This is a genomic window from Pseudomonas sp. NBRC 111131 (assembly GCF_001320525.1).
In the GTDB taxonomy this organism is placed as follows: Bacteria; Pseudomonadota; Gammaproteobacteria; order Pseudomonadales; family Pseudomonadaceae; genus Aquipseudomonas; species Aquipseudomonas ceruminis.
Window position 1 is genome coordinate 1 of sequence record NZ_BCBH01000034.1, and the last position, 14587, is coordinate 14587.

10 protein-coding genes are annotated in these 14587 nt (G+C 63.6%); 5 read left to right on the top strand and 5 right to left on the bottom strand.

Features of this window, described 5'->3' with window-relative positions:
* Positions 1-20 precede the first annotated feature (20 nt).
* Together APH34_RS23180 and ompR are read right to left on the bottom strand one after the other, a co-directional pair.
* Positions 21-1334 carry an ATP-binding protein gene (locus tag APH34_RS23180; protein ID WP_054903122.1) on the bottom strand — a complete coding sequence of 438 codons (1314 nt, stop codon included), beginning with the start codon at positions 1332-1334 and terminating at the stop codon, positions 21-23.
* A 13-nt stretch (positions 1335-1347) separates the two neighbouring features.
* On the bottom strand, positions 1348-2088 hold the full coding sequence (gene ompR, locus APH34_RS23185; protein WP_054903123.1) for a two-component system response regulator OmpR: 741 nt from the start codon (positions 2086-2088) through the stop codon (positions 1348-1350).
* Positions 2089-2315: 227 nt separating this feature from the next.
* Between ompR and APH34_RS23190 the strand changes: the two genes are divergently transcribed.
* From APH34_RS23190 to APH34_RS23210, 5 genes are all read left to right on the top strand, one after another.
* Positions 2316-4640, top strand: coding sequence for a Tex family protein (locus tag APH34_RS23190; RefSeq protein ID WP_054903124.1), 2325 nt, complete (start codon positions 2316-2318; stop codon positions 4638-4640).
* The gene (locus APH34_RS23195; protein WP_054903125.1) at positions 4640-5023 is read left to right on the top strand and encodes a PaaI family thioesterase; all 384 of its coding nucleotides are present in this window, start codon (positions 4640-4642) and stop codon (positions 5021-5023) included. Before APH34_RS23190 ends, APH34_RS23195 begins: the two co-directional genes overlap by 1 nt.
* 154 nt (positions 5024-5177) lie before the next feature.
* Positions 5178-6755 carry a glutamate--cysteine ligase gene (gene gshA, locus APH34_RS23200; RefSeq protein ID WP_176515532.1) on the top strand — a complete coding sequence of 526 codons (1578 nt, stop codon included), beginning with the start codon at positions 5178-5180 and terminating at the stop codon, positions 6753-6755.
* The gene (locus APH34_RS23205; protein ID WP_054903127.1) at positions 6755-7390 is read left to right on the top strand and encodes a TetR/AcrR family transcriptional regulator; all 636 of its coding nucleotides are present in this window, start codon (positions 6755-6757) and stop codon (positions 7388-7390) included. Before gshA ends, APH34_RS23205 begins: the two co-directional genes overlap by 1 nt.
* A gap of 87 nt (positions 7391-7477) precedes the next feature.
* Positions 7478-12652 carry a dermonecrotic toxin domain-containing protein gene (locus tag APH34_RS23210; protein WP_054903128.1) on the top strand — a complete coding sequence of 1725 codons (5175 nt, stop codon included), beginning with the start codon at positions 7478-7480 and terminating at the stop codon, positions 12650-12652.
* A gap of 77 nt (positions 12653-12729) precedes the next feature.
* Here the strand turns inward: APH34_RS23210 and APH34_RS23215 are convergent, their stop codons facing one another.
* From APH34_RS23215 to ssuC, 3 genes are read right to left on the bottom strand one after another with little or no spacing between them, the layout of a single operon-like run.
* Positions 12730-12945, bottom strand: coding sequence for a molybdopterin-binding protein (locus APH34_RS23215; RefSeq protein ID WP_008095172.1), 216 nt, complete (start codon positions 12943-12945; stop codon positions 12730-12732).
* 31 nt (positions 12946-12976) lie between these two features.
* On the bottom strand, positions 12977-13789 hold the full coding sequence (ssuB, locus tag APH34_RS23220; protein WP_054903129.1) for an aliphatic sulfonates ABC transporter ATP-binding protein: 813 nt from the start codon (positions 13787-13789) through the stop codon (positions 12977-12979).
* On the bottom strand, positions 13786-14583 hold the full coding sequence (ssuC, locus tag APH34_RS23225) for an aliphatic sulfonate ABC transporter permease SsuC (RefSeq protein WP_054903130.1): 798 nt from the start codon (positions 14581-14583) through the stop codon (positions 13786-13788). The genes ssuB and ssuC overlap by 4 nt, the downstream gene beginning before the upstream one ends.
* Positions 14584-14587: the final 4 nt, after the last annotated feature.

The following is a 14587-nucleotide window of genomic DNA, read 5'->3' on the forward strand; positions in this document are numbered from 1 at the left end:
CCAGAAAATGCCGGTACAGATCAAACAGCGTTTCGCGGCAGTAAAAGCCCCAACGGCAAGCGCACCCGCGCCTCGATCCCACCGCCAGACCTGTTACGCAATTCCACATTCCCGCCATGTTGCGCTGCAATCCGCTTGACGATCGCCAGCCCCAAGCCAGTGCCTTTGCCACCTCGGGCACGGTCGCCGCGAATGAACGGGTTGAAGATGGTTTCCAGCTCCGACTCGTCGATCCCGGTGCCTCGGTCAAGCACGCTGAGCACCACATAGGGCGCACTCTCATCGCCCGAGACATAAGCAGCCACCTCGACCCCCTTGCCCGCATGATGCAGGGCATTGCCAATCAGGTTGCCCAGCATGCGCTTGAGCGAAACACGGCGCAGCGGGAACGGCGGGATTGGCTCCAGGCACAGGCGCACACGCTCGTCCGGTTGGTTGTACGGCGCCACCACCTCGCGCACCAGGTCAGCCAGGTCGACTTCTTCTACCGGTTCGTCGCGGCCATCGCGGATAAAGGCCAGGAACTGGTCGAGAATCGCGTCCATATCCTCGATGTCGCGCACCATGTCGTCGCTCAGCTCGCTGTCGCTGCCCAGCAATGACAACGACAGCCGCAGGCGTGTCAGCGGCGTGCGCAGGTCGTGGGAAACACCGGCCAGCATCAGCTCGCGCTCACGCCCGGCCTGCTCGACGTCCTCGGCCATCTGGTTGAACGCCCGATAGACCTCGGTCATCTCGCTCGGTGTATCACTGATCGGTAACCGCACGCTACGGCCCTGGCCTAACTGGCGGGCAGCGAATACCAGGCGCTTGAGCGGCTGGTTGAGTTGGCGAACGAAGATCCAGGCCGACGCGGTAGACAGCAGGCCAATAGCCAGGAACCAGCCGAGCACGTTCCAGATTTTCTGGCCACGCAGCGGGTGCGGGTACAGCGGCACTTTCAGCCAGCCAGGGCCAAGGCTGGGCGCATTCACCCACAATGCCGGCGGTGCATGGATGCGCAAGCGTACTTCAGTGTCTTCGCCCAGCTCGGCCTGCATCTGCCGCTGGTAGATTTCGCTGTAAGGCCAGTGTTGTTCGCCTTCCGGAACACCAGAGCCGGTCACCCGGATCAGGCCTGCGGCTTCGGCAATCTTGTCGCGGTTTTCTTCGTCCGCTGCCCAATAGGCACGCAGGGTCAGCGCGACACCATGGCTGTATTGCCGATCGACCAGCACGTCCTCGTTCATCAGCAGGTAGACCAGGGTCAGCGCCTTGGAGAACAGGACAACGATCAGCACCAGCCACAGCGTGCGGGCGAAGAAGCTTTGCGGGAACCAGAGCGGTGTTTTCATCGACGGCGCGGCATCATTTGCCGGCGTTTCCGTCTGGCACGAAGACATAGCCCACGCCCCAGACGGTCTGGATATAGCGCGGCTTGGAAGGGTCCGGTTCGATCATGCGGCGCAGGCGCGAGATCTGTACGTCGATGGAGCGCTCCAGGGCATCCCATTCACGACCACGGGCCAGGTTCATCAGCTTGTCGCGGGTCAGCGGCTCGCGGGCGTGCATTACCAGCGCCTTGAGCACCGCGAACTCGCCGGTGGTGAGCATGTGCACTTCATCGCCGCGCTTGAGCTCGCGGGTGGCCAGCGAAAGCTCGTAATCGCCGAACGTGACCGACTCGTCTTCGCTGCCCGGGGCACCCGGCACGCTCGGCGCCTGGCGGCGCAGCACGGCCTTGACCCGCGCCATCAGCTCGTCCGGGTTGAACGGCTTGCCCAGGTAGTCGTCGGCGCCCAGTTCCAGCCCCTTGATGCGGCTGAGCTCGTCGCCCTTGGCGGTGAGCATGATGATCGGGATCTGGTTGTTCGACTGGCGCAGGCGCTTGCACGCTGTCAGGCCATCTTCCCCTGGCAGCATCAGGTCGAGCACCACCAGGTTGAACACCTCGCGCTGCAGCAGGCGGTCCATCTGTTCGGTATTGGGCACCGCACGGGCACGGTAGCCCTTGCTGGTGAAGAAACGTTCCAGCAGGCTGCTGAGCCCCGGATCGTCGTCGACGATGAGAATCTTGTCACCTTCAGCGGTGTTTGCGGTGCCGGTCATGAATAACTCCTCTGATATCGCCGCGCATTATGGCGTAGCCACTGCCACGCGTGCCGTGAGCATTGTTAGCAGATTTTTCCCCCGACGCCAGTTCCCAGGCGGTTCCGCTGGCCTGGCGCCATCACCGCAAGCCGGCGCCGATGGGTATAATGCCCGGCTTTCCTCCAGCGCCGCTGGGCCAGACAGCACCTTGCGGCCCCCGTTTTCACAATTGTCAGGTGGTTTACATGGACAGCATCAACAGCCGTATCGCCGAGGAACTGGGCGTACGCCCACAACAGGTCGAGGCGGCCGTGGGCCTGTTGGACGAAGGCTCGACCGTGCCCTTCATCGCCCGTTACCGCAAGGAAGTGACCGGTAGCCTGGACGACACCCAGTTGCGCCACCTGGAAGAGCGCCTGCGCTACCTGCGCGAACTCGACGATCGCCGCGCCAGCATCCTCTCCAGCATCGAGGAACAAGGCAAGCTGACCCCTGAACTGGCCCGCGAAATCAAGCTGGCCGACACCAAGACCCGCCTCGAAGACCTCTACCTGCCCTATAAGCAGAAGCGCCGCACCAAAGGCCAGATTGCCCTCGAAGCCGGCCTCGGCGAGCTGGCCGACGGCTTGTTCAACGACCCGCAACGGGTTCCGGAAAGCGAAGCAGCGCGCTTCGTCGATGCCGAAAAAGGCGTCGCCGACGTCAAGGCTGCCCTGGAGGGCGCCAAGTACATCCTCATGGAGCGCTTCGCCGAAGACGCCGCCCTGCTCGACAAGCTGCGAGGTTTCCTCAAGCAGGAAGCGGTGCTCAGCGCCCGCGTGGTGGCAGGTAAAGAAGAAGAAGGCGCCAAGTTCCGTGATTACTTCGCCCATGACGAGTTGCTGCGCAGCGCACCGTCGCACCGCGCCCTGGCGATTTTCCGTGGCCGCAACGAAGGCGTGCTGAGCGCCTCGCTCAAGGTCGGCGAAGAGCTGCCGGGCACCCTGCACCCGTGCGAGGTGATGATCGGCAATCACTTCGGCCTGGAAAACCGCAACCGCCCGGCCGACAAGTGGCTGGCCGAAGTGGTGCGCTGGACCTGGAAGGTCAAGCTGTATACCCACCTGGAAACCGACCTGTTCGGCGAACTGCGTGACAACGCCGAAGGCGAGGCGATCAACGTCTTCGCCCACAACCTGCACGACCTGCTGCTGGCCGCCCCCGCCGGCCCGCGTGCCACCCTGGGCTTCGACCCGGGCCTGCGCACTGGCTGCAAGGTTGCGGTAGTCGATGCCACCGGCAAACTGCTGGATACCGCCACCGTCTACCCCCATGCGCCGAAAAACGACTGGGACCGCACGATCTCGGTACTTGCCGCCCTGTGCGCCAAGCATTCGGTAGAGCTGATCGCCATCGGCAACGGCACCGCCAGCCGCGAGAGCGACAAGTTGATCGCCGAACTGGTCAAAAAGTACCCTGCGCTGAAGATCACCAAGATCATGGTGTCCGAAGCCGGTGCTTCGGTGTATTCGGCGTCGGAACTGGCCGCCCGTGAATTCCCGGACCTGGACGTGTCGATCCGTGGCGCCGTGTCGATTGCCCGCCGCCTGCAGGACCCGCTCGCCGAACTGGTGAAGATCGACCCGAAATCCATCGGTGTCGGCCAGTACCAGCATGATGTCTCCCAGGTAAAACTGGCCCGTGGCCTGGACGCCGTGGTCGAGGACTGCGTGAACGCCGTGGGCGTAGACGTGAACACTGCCTCGGTGGCCCTGCTGACCCGCATCTCCGGCCTCAATGCCACCTTGGCGCAGAACATCGTCGCCCACCGCGATGCCAATGGCCCGTTCGCTACCCGTGCTGCGTTGAAAAAAGTCAGCCGCCTGGGCGAAAAAACCTTCGAGCAAGCCGCCGGCTTCCTGCGCGTGATGAACGGCGACAACCCGCTGGACGCCTCTGCCGTTCACCCCGAGGCCTACCCGCTGGTGCAGCGCATCGCCGCCGACACCGACCGTGACATCCGCTCGCTGATTGGCGACAGCGGCTTCCTCAAGCGCCTCGACCCGAAAAAGTTCACCGACGAGACCTTCGGCCTGCCGACCGTCACCGACATCCTGCAGGAACTGGACAAACCCGGCCGCGACCCGCGCCCCGAGTTCAAGACCGCAACCTTCCAGGACGGCGTCGAGGACCTCAAGGACCTGGAGCCCGGCATGATCCTCGAAGGCGTGGTCACCAACGTCACCAACTTCGGTGCCTTCGTCGACATCGGCGTACACCAGGACGGCCTGGTGCACATTTCGGCGTTGTCGGAGAAGTTCGTCAAGGACCCTCGCGAAGCGGTAAAGGCCGGTGACGTGGTCAAGGTCAAGGTCATGGAGGTGGACATCCCGCGCAAGCGCGTCGGCCTGTCCATGCGCATGAGCGACACGCCGGGCGAAAAGGTCGAGGGTAACCGTGGCGGCAACCGTGGCAACGGCGGCAACCGCCAGCAGCAGGCACCGCGCCAGCGTGAAACCGCCACCGCCGCCCCGGCCAACAACGCCATGGCTGCGCTGTTCGCCAACGCCAAGCAACTGAAGAAGAAGTGATGGACATCCCCAAGGAGCTCGTGGAAAGCGCCTACAGCCAGCTCCTCGGCTGCCGCCTGCAACGCCTGGACACAGGGGTAGCAGAGGTAGCCCTGGCGCTGGAGCCGCACCTGCGTAACCGTGGCCAGAAGCTGCACGGCGGGGCCATCTTCAGCCTGGTGGACATCGCCATGGGGCTGGCCTGCTCGGCCAGCCATGGCTTCGACCAGCAGAGCGTAACCATCGAATGCAAGATCAACTACATGCGTGCGATCAGCGACGGGGAGGTGCTGTGCACCGCCCGCGTTCTGCACGCTGGGCGCCGCACCCTGGTGGTCGACGCCGACGTAGTCCAAGGCGACAAGCTGGTGGCAAAAGCGCAAGGAACCTTTGCGGTTCTCTAGCTCACCAAGCGGTATCTGCGGTATTTTTCGGCAGTGCGCTGGCACTGCCGGAACCGCGTAAACCAGGCGACAACGCCAGTTCCTTTCTTCCTACCCTTGTAGACCGTCAACTCTACCCCCATATTGGGGCGACTGATGCGTGAAGGAATCCATCTTGAGCGACCTCCTCAACCGCCGCCTGAGCCTGCTCGGCGCCAATCTTCCCCTGCTCAAGCAGTGCCTGCACGGTATTGAGCGCGAATGCCTGCGCGTGACCGACGAAGGTCGCCTGGCCCAGACCCCGCATCCTGAAAACCTGGGTTCGGCGCTGACCAACGAGCAGATCACCACCGATTATTCCGAGTCGCTGCTGGAGTTCATCACCCCGGCGCTGCCCGACCCGGCCAAGGTGCTCGAAAACCTCGAGCAAACCCACCGCTTCGTCTACAGCAAGCTCGCCGACGAGTACCTGTGGAGCCCATCGATGCCGTGCACACTGCCGGCCGAGGAGGATATCCCGATCGCCGAGTACGGCACCTCGAACATCGGCAAGCTCAAGCACGTCTACCGCAAGGGCCTCGCCCTGCGCTACGGCCGCACCATGCAGTGCATTGCCGGCATCCACTACAACTTCTCGTTGCCAGAGGCGCTGTGGCCATTGCTGCGCGCCGCCGAAGGCAGTGAAGAAAGCGACCGCGACTTCCAGTCCTCGGCCTACATTGCCTTGATCCGCAACTTCCGCCGCTACAGCTGGCTGCTGATGTACCTGTTCGGCGCCTCGCCGGCACTGGACAAAGGCTTCCTGCGCGGCCGCCCGCACCAGCTCGAAGAACTGGACGCCGAAACCCTGTTCCTGCCCTACGCCACCAGCCTGCGCATGAGCGACCTGGGTTACCAGAGCAACGCCCAGGCCGGCCTCACACCTTGCTACAACAACCTGGCCAGCTATACCGACAGCCTGCGCAAGGCGGTGGGCACGCCCTACCCGCCGTATGTCGAGATCGGCACCCATGTTGACGGCGAGTGGGTGCAGCTGAACACCAACATCCTGCAGATCGAGAACGAGTACTACTCGAACATCCGTCCCAAGCGCGTCACCTATACCGGCGAACGGCCAATCCAGGCCCTGTCCTCGCGCGGCGTACAGTATGTCGAGGTGCGTTGCCTGGACATCAACCCGTTCCTGCCGGTAGGGATCGACCTGACCGAGGCACGCTTCCTCGATGCGTTCCTGCTGTTCTGCGCCCTGGAAGACAGCCCACAGCTGGACAACGGCGAATGTGGCCAGTGCACCAGCAACTTCCTTGCGGTGGTCAAGGAAGGTCGGCGCCCGGGCCTGCAGTTGCACCGCGACGGGCAGCCGGTTGCGCTCAAGGCCTGGGCCAGCGAACTGATTGGCCGCATCGGGCAACTGGCCGAGCTGCTCGACCAGGCCCACGGTGGCGAAGAACATGCCAAGGCCCTGGAGGCTCAGCAGGCCAAGGTCGACGATGCTTCGCTGACCCCTTCTGCCCAGGTGCTGGCACGTATGACCGAACATGACGAAAGCTTCGTCCAGTTCTCACTGCGCCAAAGCCGCATCCATGCCGAAACCTTCCGCGAGCAGCCGCTGCCAGCCGAGCGCCAGCAGGCCTACGAGGCCCTGGCCCGCGACTCGCTGGCAGAGCAGTCGCGCCTGGAGCAGCAGGAAGTCGGCGACTTCGACCTGTTCGTCGGTGCCTATCAGGCCAGCATCCTGGCGATCAGCAACTGATGAGCCGCACCGCCACCGCGCGCAAGCCACGCGCCAGCAGCCAGGCCAGGATCGACGCGATCCTGGCCGCAGCGCGCGAGCTATTGGCCGGGCAAGGGGTGGCAGCGTTGTCGATCTATAGCGTGGCCGAGCGGGCGCAGATTCCACCGTCGTCGGTGTACCACTTCTTCGCCAGCGTTCCGGCGCTGCTGGAGGCGCTGACGGCCGATGTGCACCGGGCGTTTCGCGAGGCATTGAGCGCGCCGATCGACAGCAGTGCATTCAACTCCTGGCATGAGCTTTCGCGGTTGATCGAGCAGCGCATGCTCGACATCTACAACGAGGATGCCGCCGCGCGGCAGTTGATTCTGGCGCAGCACGGCCTGAGCGAGGTGGTGCAGGCAGACCGTCTGCACGACATGGAGCTGGGCGAGCTGATGCACAGGCTGTTCGACCAGCACTTCCAACTGCCGATGATGCCGACCGATGTCGATGTATTTGCCTTGGCCATGGAGTTGAGCGACCGGGTGTATGCCCGCTCGATGCAGCTGCATGAACAAATCACCCCGCGTATGGCAGAGGAAGGCATGCGGGTATTCGAGGCGTATCTGGGGCTCTACCTGCCGCCGTTTCTGAATAAACGCCACAGACACTGAACGAGCAACATATAACGCAGTTCGCCTTCGGTCGGACGTTGAAATGGGCGCTCCTTTCCAGCTCTCAGCCCAACGTGGATCACGACCATGCCCCAATCCTTCGACTCGTCAGCCGACACGACGCCCATCGGCCTGGATGACCTCACCAGCCCCCTGCCCCTGCCAACGACCCCGTGGATTACCGCCGGGCGCGGGAATGCCCTCGGCCAGGCCGACCTGCGGCGACGCAAGGCGGTCAAGGCGCTGAACAGCGTTTTCAAACAAGCGTCGTTGCAGCCATCGCCCGGGCACGCCAGCTTCTGGGACGCACGCATGCCTGGGCAATCGATAGCACGCAGGGCTTTTGCCGAGAAGCAGTTGCAGGCGCATTTCCATAGCGCGCTGGACCTCAACTACGGGTTTGAGCGAATAGCTGCGAAAGCCTGGAACCTGGGTCAGCTGGGCAGCGACAGCCAGTATGCGCAGCTGCACTGGCATCAACCGGGCGTTCCCATAGGGGCCTGCCCCACTGCGCTGCTGATCACGCCCACTGACGATGACGAGCCCTGGCTGCTGTACCGGCCAGATGCCCACAATCCGGTACGCGCCTTCCCCAGCGAAGCGGCCTTGCTGCAATGGGCCCACAAGCATCGGAACCGCCTGTGGCGCACCCCGCCCGCCGCGCTCGCCAGCGACAGCGACAGCACGTTCATCACCGTCATCGCGCGCCCGGGGGATGGCTTCGCCGGCCTGCTGAACAGCATGCTGGCCCACGCGCAGCCAACCGACCTGGGTATACAACTGCACGTCGAGCTGCCCGACGCATTGAGCGAGGAGCTGGCTCAGCTGGTCAGTGCCGATGAAGCGTTGGCGCAGGACGAGGTGCATTTCGATTCGCTCGACGAACGTTTGCCGCTCGGCTGGCGCAAGCAGCGCATCGAGCGCCAGGAACAGCTGCTGGCAGCCTATCTGGGCGATGATGCAGAGCCCGGCTCTGCGCGCCTGGCCGAGCTGCAGACCCACCAAGCGAAGCTGGACGCCCAAGACAGCGCCCTGCAACAACTGCTGGCCGCAGTGCCGGAGACGGCCACCGCCGAAGCGTGGGGGCAGGCCGACGGCGATAGCAGCCGGTTCGAGCATCTCAGCCAGCACTTTGCCAAAGCCTTGCTACTGGAAGCCGAGTTCCAGCATCGCCTGGGCGACCTGAGCGAGCCACACCTGCAATGGGTTCGCCAGTTGGTGGAACAGCCCAACCTAAGCCTTGAGCGGCAAGTCGTACCCTGCGCGCTGAAACTGGTGGTGGGTACCCGCACCTGGGCCTTGACCGGCTTCATCACCCTCAGGACGATGCACCCTGACACTGCGGATGACGCCGACACTGCGGTGCTGCTCTACAAACCCGGGCACGACGGCGGCCTGGCCTGTTACCCGGACCAAGCCCAGCTGTTCGAGCGACTGCTGAACACGTTGCAAGGCGCCTGGCCAGAAGTGCTGCTGGAAAGCGCCTGGCCGCAGGACATCGATGCGCTTCTCACACTGATAGACAGCGGCGAGCATACGCCAGCCCTGGTCAGCGAACCCATCACCAGCCACGTTTTCGACTATTTGGCCTCAACCCACCTGGCCCTGCTGACCCAGGCCGAGCCTGCCTCGCAACTGCAACTGCGATGGAAACTGGGCGCCAGCAACAACGCTGCCAGGACCCAAGCGTTCGAACGGTTGGCCGAGCGTAACCGCACCGCCAACCTGCACACCCGGCTGCATTCACTGAGCCACCTTACTGCCCCCCAGCGCGACGCACTGGCGGCGCAGTTCGAAGCCTTGCGCGCCAGCATGCAGGCTTCGAGCAGCTTGCTGGCTAGAGACCTGCCTGAGCGCGGGCAGTTTTCCCGCAACCTGATGAACAGCCACCTGCGTCAAACGCTCAACCTGGAAACGGTGCCTCGAATCAAACTGGACATCGCCGACCGAACCGGCAAGCAACGTGTGCCGTTACCGGAGTCCGGTTTCCCCAATGCCTACAAAGAGGTCACGACGTTCAGTGCAGAACGCAGTCTTGTGCCCCTTGAGCAATTTCTGCTCTGGGCATTGAACGACGACCTGACCTTGCGCCTGGGCAACGCCAACATCGTGATCGAAAACGCCGCGGCGACGCCTGGCCTGCAGCAAACGCTCAATCACAGCTACATTGCCAACCTGGTGCAGACGCTGGATGCGGCAGGCGCCTACGAACAGCAGATACGCGATACCTTCAGGGGCAGCGCAGCTCAATCTGATTGGCAAGCACAATGGCGCCAGGAAATACTCCGTGCGCCCTTCGAGCATCAGCTCAATATCCTGCTACTGAGCCGGCCCCATACCCTGGATGCACACGGCATGGGTGTCTTCGAGCAGTTCTGCCGCGAACAGCAGGACACTACGCTTACCCGCACCATCGAGCACTGTGCACTCGACCTGCGGCCCGGCGTTGCTGCAGACGGTAGCAGCGACCGCGTGCCGCTATCGGGCATCTTTCTGCTAAAACCAGCGAGCGGGCCATGCCTGCTGCTATTGCCCGACGCACCCAATGGCAAGGTCATCACCCAGTACGAAGACAGCGAGCAGGCATGCCTGGCGCTCGCGGACATGGCCATCGACGAGGCCATGCGCACATACCTTGCCAGCCGCCCGTTGGAGGGCGACACAAGCACGCACCTGTCCTATATAAACCAGGCCTTGCTCACACCCTTCACCGGTTTTATCGGGGTGGGCACTGCCCGTTCAGAGCCGCTCGCCCAGGTGCGGGCCGACCAGCTGATGGGCCGGCTCATCCTCGAACACCGCGCCTCCTCGCGCAGCCAGATCGACCTGTACCTGGAGCGCGAGGCGATCCGCCACGGGCGGGTATACGACTACCTCAAACTGGCGCTGGGCTTCGTGCCTGGGGTAGGTGCCGCGATTGCCCTTTACGATGGCTGGAGCGCCGCCAACGCGAGCGTGGAGGCGTTCCTGCGGGGTAGCCCGGGCGAAGGGGTCGAGCACCTGAACAGCGTGTTCCTGTCGTTGGTCGATGCGCTCTTCGATGTGGTGCCTGCCGCAGTTGTGTCGCGCTCGTCCAGTGCACTGGCACGCAAGCGCACCCACTTGCGTCAGCGCTTGGACGGATTGCGGCCCACCACTGTGACACGCCGCGGGCGCCCCGACCCCTTCAGCGGTTATGAAACCGAAGCACCCTCAGGCCATTGGCACGACCACCCCGGGGTTCACGGCAAAGGTGTCTACCGACATGCCGAAACCGGAAACGAATTCATCGTTCGCCACGGGCTGCACTATCAGGTCGAGTGGGACACCACCTATCGCACCTGGCGCCTCAAAGAAGGCGCAGCACGCAGCTACAAGCAGCCTGTAAAACTCGACGAGTTGGGCACCTGGCAGCCCCACGGCAGCCTGAGCGGGCGTATCATCGACGGCGGGCTGGCCGGTGGCGGTGCCTACCTCAGCAGGCTGTACCAGCAGGGCTGGCAGCACCTGCGCGGCTACCTTGGCCGCCAACCCTCGCTGGCCTCGCCAAGGCAAGTGGTACTAGAGATCGACAATGGCCGCCGCGCCCACCAAGCCAAGCTCATCGAAAAAATCTCGGCCTGGAACACCGTACGCGGGGTGGGACCCAACGGCCCTCAAGGCACACCCGCTTCCCCCGGGACCATCAGGCGTGCGCTGCATGAGTCTGCCGAGCAGTTGGAGGCCTTTGTGACGTTTCATGAGCAAAGTCTGGAAAAATTGCGCAGGATCAGGCCAGAGTTGGGTCGTCATTATCAAGCCATGCACAACGAGCTGGCCTTCAACCTGGGCAGGCAGCACCCTAAGCTGATCCGGCAGCTTCAACTCCAGATGCAGGATGCGTTCACCCTGACCATGCGGCTCGAACGCGCCCTGGACGCCACCCCCACCTCTCCCCTGAAGCAACTGCAAGAGATACGTCATGTACAGGAGGGCCTGTGCCAGACGCTCGGCAAGCTCGAAGTCGAGTTCCAGCGGGTGACCAGGGTCACCCATCTGCTGCGCGGCAGCGAACTCACCGTCTACCAGCAAGCACTCCAACGGTTGGACATGCCAATGGACCCGAACGGGTACCGCGCTGTACGGCTTGCCATCGAAGCCGCCAGAATCGTCAGGGTGCTGGGTCAGCCAAGCTATGACTACCTGTTGATGCTACGCCAGGTGAACCAGCAAATCAGCGACCTGCGAAGCCTATTGTTCAGCCATCATGATCTGCCGAGCGCTGGCCTGAGCCGCGCCCAGGAACACCGCTTCCTACGCCAGCTCAAAGACGGCTATCAACGCTTTTACAATTACATGACCAGTTGGCAGGATGACTTTCCTCGCTACATCGACACGCAAACCACCCGGCGTATGCACCAGGCGCTGAGCACACTGATCGGCGAAGTCGAGGCCCAGATTTTGGCCTCCGCGCCGATCAAGCGAACGCCAACCGTCAAACACGGGCCGAGCAGGCCGCGTCTGTTCGAAACCGTGGACCAGCAGCTGTTGATCGGCCGTGAAGTTACCCTCGACGGCCAGCCGCAAATGCAAGTGGGCAACAGGCTGAACCAGGAAACACACATTACCTTTTCCCGCGCCGCCGATAACCTGTGGCAACCCCGCACCGCGCAGCCCGCATCACCTACCGCTGAGCTTACAGTGCTGGAGGCCAGTGCCAGGACGCGATTGGCAGAGGTGACTGCGCAGCAAGCCAAGCTGCAGCAGTACAAGGCATTGAACATGACCCCCGCCAGCCTGGAAGACTTGGCCAATGGTTATGCCACGACGCTGGAGGAATTGGCGCGGGACATCGCCCGCCGGGGAGAGGCCGCGTTGACCGAGGCGCAGCGCCAGCTCCCAGGTCGCCTGGAAAGCGCTGCAGCCCAGATGCGCAGGGTGGGCAGGCAATTACGCATCGATCAGGTCAAAGCCACGCAGCGCCCTGAGCCTGGTCATCTGGATTACCTGCAAAGCCAAGGGGAGGTGCGGATCAGCTGGTCACGGGTGCTGGAACCGGCCAGGAACAGGAAGGGGGAGCCTATTGAGTATCTGGAGGAGTACCGCATCGACGATGCGGCCACTGACAGCCCTCTCTGGTATGCGCACTTTCACTTCAAGCACCGGCCAGCACAAGGCTTTGCGCGGCTCGAGGCCGGTCACATCAAGCTTGCCCACGAACGCAACCTGGGCGCGGGCGCCTGGCGCGGCGCCCTTACGCAAAGCCAAGCCAACAGCCTCTTTGGCGGACTGCGACCCGCTTAGCACTTAAGGGTAGGGCCGCCTGGCGGCCCAATCGCGGTCAAGGCCCGCGGTTGGGTTGCCAGGCGCCGCCATTGCCATCACAGCTTGGCGATGGACACCTCGGTCGACTTCACGAAGGCAATCACTTCACTGCCCACCTGCAGCTCCAGCTCTTTTACCGAGCGCGTGGTAATCACCGAAGTGACGATACCGGAGGCGGTCTGTACGTCGATTTCCGACAGTACCGGGCCTTCGAGGATTTCTTTCACAGTGCCTTTGAACTGGTTGCGGACGTTGATCGCTTTGATAGTCATGACTTGATTCCTTCTCTTTGGCTTCTGGGGTTCAGTGCGCCCAACGCAATTGCGTGGGCAGAGGGGCTACAGGATCCGGTTCGGGCGGGGTGCCCGGGACCGACAGAACACGGTTGAGTACTTCGCTTTCCAGCGCGGCCAGGCGGTGCGAACCACGCGCCCTTGGTCGTGCCAGGTCAACGTTGAGGTCCAGGCCGACTTCGCCGTCCTCGATCAGGATCACCCGGTCGGCCACGGCGACGGCTTCATTGACGTCGTGCGTGACCAGCAGCACGGTGAAACCATGCTGACGCCACAGGCGTTCGATCAGCTGCTGCATCTCGATACGGGTCAGGGCGTCCAGGGCGCCGAGCGGTTCATCCAGCAGCAGTAAGCGCGGCTGGTGGATCAATGCCCGGGCCAGGGCGACACGCTGCTTCTGGCCACCGGACAACGCAGCCGGCCATTCATTGGCCCGGTCGGCCAGGCCAACCGCTTCCAGGGCATCCAGCGCCCGCTGGCGCCAGTCGCCTTTGAGGCCCAGGCCGACGTTGTCGATCACCTTTTTCCAGGGCAGCAAGCGCGCATCCTGGAACATCAGGCGGGTTTCTTCCCGCGCCTCGGCCAGCGGCGCGGCACCGGCCAGCAATTCACCGGCCGTGGGTTGGTCGAGCCCGGCCAGCAGGCGCAGCAAGGTGCTCTTGCCACAGCCGCTGCGGCCAACGATGGCGACAAACTGGCCGGCCGGAATGTGCAGGTCGATACCGCGCAGCACTTCGCGCTGGCCAAAGGTCTTGCGCAGGCCATTGGAGGCCAGCGGGATGCCGCGTAACAGGCGTGGTGGTTGTTCCTTGAGCACGGTCATGCGCCCTCCTTCTTGGCCACTTGGTAGGCCGGGTGCCAGCGCAACCAGACACGTTCCAGGCCGCGGGCGGCGAGGTCGGCGAGCTTGCCGAGCACGGCATACAGGACGATGGCCAGTACCACCACGTCGGTTTGCAGGAATTCACGGGCATTCATCGCCAGGTAGCCGATGCCGGCGTTGGCCGAAATGGTCTCGGCAACGATCAGGGTCAGCCACATGAAGCCCAGGGCGAAGCGCACACCGACCAGGATCGAAGGCAGTGCACCCGGCAGGATCACCTGGCGGAACAGGCCGAAACCGGACAGGCCATAGCTACGCGCCATCTCCACCAGCGCCGGGTCGACGTTGCGGATACCGTGGTAGGTGTTCAGGTAGATCGGGAACAGCGTGCCCAGCGCGACCAGGAAGATCTTCGCCGACTCGTCGATACCGAACCACAGGATCACCAGTGGGATCAGCGCCAGGTGAGGCACGTTGCGGATCATCTGCACCGAGCTGTCGAGCAGGCGTTCGCCCCAGTTCGACAGGCCGGTGATGAAGCCCAGCACCAGGCCGATGCTGCCGCCGATCAGAAAGCCCAGGCCGGCACGCCAGCCGCTGATGGCCAGGTGGGTCCAGATTTCACCACTGCGCACCAGCTCTACACCGGCACTGACCACCGCGCTAGGTGCCGGCAGGATGCGGGTCGAAAGCCAGCCAGCGCTGACTGCCAGTTGCCAGGCTGCCAGCAGCAGGACTGGCAGCGCCCACGGCGCCAGGCGCTGGGTCAGGGTGGAGGAAGTTGCACGACTCATGACC